Below are 5,531 nucleotides of genomic sequence, written 5' to 3'. Positions count from 1 at the left end.
AAGTTAAGCTCTCTAGCGCTGATGGTACTTGGTGGGAAACTGCCTGGGAGAGTAGGACGTAGCCACGTAATTTTTTTATTTGTCGTATTGATTTAAAGTTTAAAATAAAATTCTAGATTAATATAAGAAATAAAATAAAAACCTATTGATATGAAAATCAATAGGTTTTTATTTTATTTAAGTTTTTAATTACGATGTTAAATATATTATATAGATACACAATCTATTAATTATCATCTAATATCTTATAATTTAAAAATTGTTTGATTAAAATTATTATGCCATTATCTTAGATACAAATTCTTTTAATTTATCTAATCCATCCAAGAAAGTATTTTCATTACAAGCATAAGATATACGAATATATTTATCCATACCAAATGCTATTCCAGGAACAACTGCTACATTGTATTCTTCTAAAAATTGATTACAAAATTCTATAGAAAAACTATCTTTGTATTTAAACTTTTCAGCTATCTTAGAAAGGTCTATAAAAGCATAAAACGCACCATCTGGATTTACATACTCTACATTTTCGATAGAATCTAATTTAGATGTGATTAAATCTCTTCTAGATTTATATGTTTTAACCATATCATATATATCAGTCGAGCAATCTTTTAAAGCTCCATATGCTATGTATTGTGATGTTAAGCTTGGATGTGATATAAGATGTCCTTGTATAGAGCTCATTGCTTTAGCGATGGCTTTATTAGAAGCAGTATAGCCCAATCTTAATCCAGTCATAGCAGCTGATTTAGAAAAACCATTTACAGTTATAGTTATATCTTTTGCTTCTTCACTTAATGAAGCAACTGATGTGAAATTTCCAGTGTAACAGATTTTTTCATATATTTCATCTGCCAAAATATATATTTTATTCTGTATACATACTTTTACAATTTCAATCAACTCATCTCTTGTATAGACACTACCAGTAGGATTTGAAGGATTATTTATTACAAGAATTTTTGTTTTGCTTGTTATAGATTTTTCAAGTTCTTCTTTTGTTAATTTGAATCCATTTTCTTTTTTAGTGTCAATAAAAACTGGAATAGCATTAACTAATTTAACCATTTCAGGATAACTAACCCAATATGGTTTTGGCAATAACACTTCATCTCCATCATCTGTTAACGCTAGCAAAGTGTTTGTTATAGAATTTTTAGCTCCACTTGATATAACTATTTCATCTATTGAATATCTACAGTTATTTTCTTCCATAAGTTTTTTACAGATTTCTTCTCTAAGTATTTTCAATCCAGGAACTAAATCATATTTAGTACAATCTTTATTTAAAGAGTCAATTCCATAAGATTTTGCAACATTAGGTACATTGAAATCAGGCTCTCCTATACTAAGGTTGATTATTTTAATTCCGTCACTTTCCATTTCTTTAACTTTTGAACTAATACCTATTGTATAGGATGGAGTTATAAAGTTTAGTCTTTTTGATAACATAAAATGCCCCCTTTTAAATTATTATTTATATTATACGACAAATTTGAAAAATGTACATAAGGAAATTTGTAGATATATATATTAATACATATGAAAATAAGTATTTTTTGCCTAAAATTAGTGTAAAAAAAAGAGAAAAAAATTTTGACTTCCAAAGTTGTTACAAACGCTGATGTTCAAAATATCTACATAGTATTTGCAATGATTTGCGTTAGTTTGACTATTATGTACAAATTTGGTAATCTTAATATAGTAATTATTAAGATAATCCCTTTAACTTAGTTGAAGGGGATTTTTTTAGACTTAATATACTACATATAGTGGTATGTAGATTAATAAAATACAATATATAGTAATAGGAGGTTTTTTTAATTGGTTGAGTTTGTAAAAAAGAGAGATGGAAGAGTGATTCCATTTAATGAAGATAGAATAACAAGAGCTATATTTTTAGCAGCAACAAATGTTGCAGAAAGAGAAGGTATTGTACCTGATTATAAGTTATCTGAGCAACTAACTCAAGAAGTAATAAAGTTGCTAAATCATAAATATTCTGAATCAGTTCCAAGTGTTGAAGACATACAAAATTCTGTAGTTAAGGTTCTTATAGAAACAGGTCATGCAAAAACTAGTGAAGAGTACATAGTATATAGAACTGAAAGAAATAGAATAAGAAATTCAAAAACAAGATTAATGAAGGCAATAGAGGAAATTACTTTTGAGGATGCAGAAGATGCTGATATAAAAAGAGAAAATGCAAATATCAATGGTAATACAGCTATGGGAACAATGTTACAATATGGAAGTACTGTATCCAAAGAATTTTGTAAGACTCATATATTAAAGCCAGAACATTCTTTCGCACATGATAATGGAGATATACATATACATGATATGGACTTTTTAAATATGGGAACATTAACTTGTTGTCAGATAGATGTTAAAAAACTATTTGAGGATGGTTTTTCAACTGGTCACGGTTTCTTAAGAGAACCACAAGATATAATGAGTTATGGAGCTTTAGCTGCAATTGCGATACAAAGTAATCAAAATGATCAACATGGAGGTCAAAGTATACCATTTTTCGATTATGGTTTGTCTGAAGGTGTGTATAAGACATTTAAAAAATTCTACATAGGAAACTTAGCTAAAGCATTAAAATTGTTTAAAGGAATTGAAAATAATGAAGCAATAAAGGACATAGTATATAGAACAGAGAAAGAAACAAATAAAAAAGTTGGTCTTAAAAAAGATGAATTGTATTTAAACTCTGAAAAAGAAAAACTAAGAGAAACATTTAATATTGATGAAGAACTTATAAAGAACATGCAAAACTTTGCATTTGAAGAGTCATATAAAGAAACTGATAAAAAGACATATCAATCTATGGAAGCATTTATACATAACTTAAATACAATGCATTCTAGAGCAGGTGCACAAGTACCATTTTCAAGTGTAAATTTTGGAACAGATATTTCTGAAGAAGGAAGAATGGTAACTAAGAATCTATTATTATCACAAGAAAGAGGTTTAGGTAATGGAGAGACACCAATTTTCCCAATATTGATATTTAAGGTTAAAGAAGGTGTAAATTTAAATCCTGAAGATCCTAATTATGATTTATTTAAGTTATCATGTAGGGTATCAGCTAAAAGATTATTTCCTAACTTTAGCTTTTTAGATGCTCCTTTTAATGCTAAATATTATAAAGCAGGAGATCCAGATACAGAAGCTACATATATGGGTTGTAGAACAAGAGTACTTAGTAATGTATGTGGACCAGAAACAGTTAGTGGCAGAGGAAATATATCTTTTACTACTGTCAATCTTCCAAGATTAGGTATAAAACATGGAATTATAAAAAATGATAAAACTAATTTAGATGAGTTTTTTAAAGAACTAGATGAGAAATTGGACCTAATTATAGAACAATTATTAGAGCGTCTTGAAGTTCAAGGAAATAAAAAAATGAAAAACTTCCCATTTTTAATGGGGCAAGGTGTATGGAAAGATTCTGATGATTTGGGACCAGAAGACACATTAAAAGAAGTAATAAAGCAAGGAACATTGACTATTGGGTTTATAGGTTTAGCAGAATGTCTTATTGCTCTTACAGGTAAACATCATGGAGAAAGTAAGGAAGCACAAGAGTTAGGACTAAAAATAGTGTCATATATGAGACATAAAATGGATGAAGCTACAGACAAATATAAATTAAATTTCTCTTTGATGGGTACTCCAGCAGAAGGTCTTTCAGGAAGATTTACTAAAATAGACAAGAAAGTATATGGAGAAATTAAAGGTATTACAGATAAAGAGTATTATACTAATTCATTCCATGTTCCAGTTTATTATAATATAAGTGCATATAGCAAAATTGAGATAGAAGCTCCATATCATGAATTTACTAATGCAGGTCATATAACATATGTAGAACTAGATGGAGATCCATCTGATAACTTAGAAGCTTTTGAAACTGTCATAAAAGCAATGAAAGATTTGGGTATAGGATACGGAAGTATAAATCATCCTGTGGATAGAGACCCTATATGTGGTTTCTCGGGAGTAATAGCAAGTAATATATGTCCTGTATGTGGAAGAAATGAAGATGAAAGTGATATTAAATTTGAAAGAATAAGACGAATAACAGGATATTTAGTTGGTACAGTTGACAGATTTAACAATGCAAAAAAAGCTGAAGTTAAAGATAGGGTAAAACATAGATAGTTTTATTTGGAGGAATAAGTTATGAAGATAAGAATGTCATCTACTATAAGTCATGACAGTATAGTTGATGGACCAGGGTTAAGAATGGTAATATGGACTCAAGGATGTGTTCATAATTGTAAAGGATGTCATAATCCTCAAACACATAATTTATGTGGTGGCTTTTATATGGATACAAAAGAAATTATAAATGAGATAAAGTCACTAAAATTACAAAAGGGTATTACACTATCAGGTGGAGAGCCATTTTTACAACCAGAACCATTAGAAGAAATAGCAAAAGAAGCTAAAAAGACTGGATTAGATGTATGGTCCTATACAGGATTTACATTTGAACAACTACTAGATAAAAAAAATAGTGCATATTTCAAAAACTTGAACCTATTAAAGCAGATTGATGTTTTAGTAGACGGAAGATTTATAGATGAAAAAAAAGATATAAGTTTAAAATTTAGAGGTTCATCAAATCAAAGAATAATTGATGTTCAGAAGAGCCTAAAGTATAAAAAAGTGTTTTTAATTGAGCAGTATATGAAAGACGATTTATCTATAGCAGAATAGAACGTAAATAGACGAAGGTAAATATAAAAATATATTTACCTTCGTCTATTTTTATGTAAAAAGTTTTTGTTTAATTACGTGTTATATAAAATGTAATTATATTAGATTAACTGTTATAGCTTTGGTTTTATAATATATTAGTTTGTTTTAATGTATATTCTTTTTAGATAGAGTTTCAAAAATTAAAAATTGTTTAATCGATTCTCGGCTAGGAAACTAAAATATTTAGTTAGATTGTGAGCGTTTTAGTTAATCTACAAATTTATGAAGTAAATATTAAGGTATTGATAAATACTTTAATAAAATTATATGCTTGTGTACTATTATTACTACTAATATTATTATTAATATTTTTGAGATAAAATAATGCTGCTACTAAAGTAAGCATTTTCAACTAAAGTTTTCAAGTTGTAAACATATTTTATCATATAAATAAGCAGACTAATGAGAAATGATTATACATATGGATTTATCTTTATTCAAAAAATAATAAATTATGTAATATGTGGATAAATATGTTTATAATGTGGATAATATTTAATATAATAAGTTAAAACAATATGAATCAGTTGTTTATAATGTGGATAATATTACAATAGAGAGGTAAAGTGGTAATTTAAAAATAAAAAATGTAAAAAAAGTTGTTGACTCTAAAAGAAAAAGTTGGTATAGTAATACTTGTCCTCAAGAAAAGGGCATAAACATAAAGAACTTTGAAAATTAAACAGTAGGTTAATTTATAAAACAAGAAACAAACCATAAAGCCAGATATTTTGATAACAATA

Annotated in this window: 3 protein-coding genes; 2 read left to right on the top strand and 1 reads right to left on the bottom strand. The window is 27.4% G+C overall.

Annotated features, from left to right (window positions below; all coding sequences use genetic code 11):
- Positions 1-276: 276 nt before the first annotated feature.
- A complete protein-coding gene (locus KGF46_RS19645) occupies positions 277-1,461 on the bottom strand; it encodes a pyridoxal phosphate-dependent aminotransferase (protein ID WP_227861628.1) in 1,185 nt (394 codons plus the stop codon).
- Between the two features lie 372 nt (positions 1,462-1,833).
- Here KGF46_RS19645 and KGF46_RS19640 point away from each other — a divergent pair, with 372 nt between their 5' ends.
- Together KGF46_RS19640 and nrdG are read left to right on the top strand one after the other, a co-directional pair.
- Positions 1,834-4,185: an anaerobic ribonucleoside triphosphate reductase gene (locus tag KGF46_RS19640; protein ID WP_227861629.1), complete on the top strand. Its 2,352-nt coding sequence runs from the start codon at positions 1,834-1,836 to the stop codon at positions 4,183-4,185.
- A gap of 21 nt (positions 4,186-4,206) precedes the next feature.
- Positions 4,207-4,746 (top strand): anaerobic ribonucleoside-triphosphate reductase activating protein, encoded by a 540-nt coding sequence (gene nrdG / locus KGF46_RS19635; RefSeq protein ID WP_227830474.1) that lies wholly within the window; start codon positions 4,207-4,209, stop codon positions 4,744-4,746.
- The last annotated feature ends 785 nt before the right edge of the window (positions 4,747-5,531 follow it).

This window comes from Clostridioides sp. ZZV14-6153, from assembly GCF_020657855.1.
GTDB lineage: Bacteria > Bacillota > Clostridia > Peptostreptococcales > Peptostreptococcaceae > Clostridioides.
The sequence above is the reverse complement of the archived record's forward strand: the minus strand, read 5'-3'. Positions and strand labels throughout refer to the sequence as shown.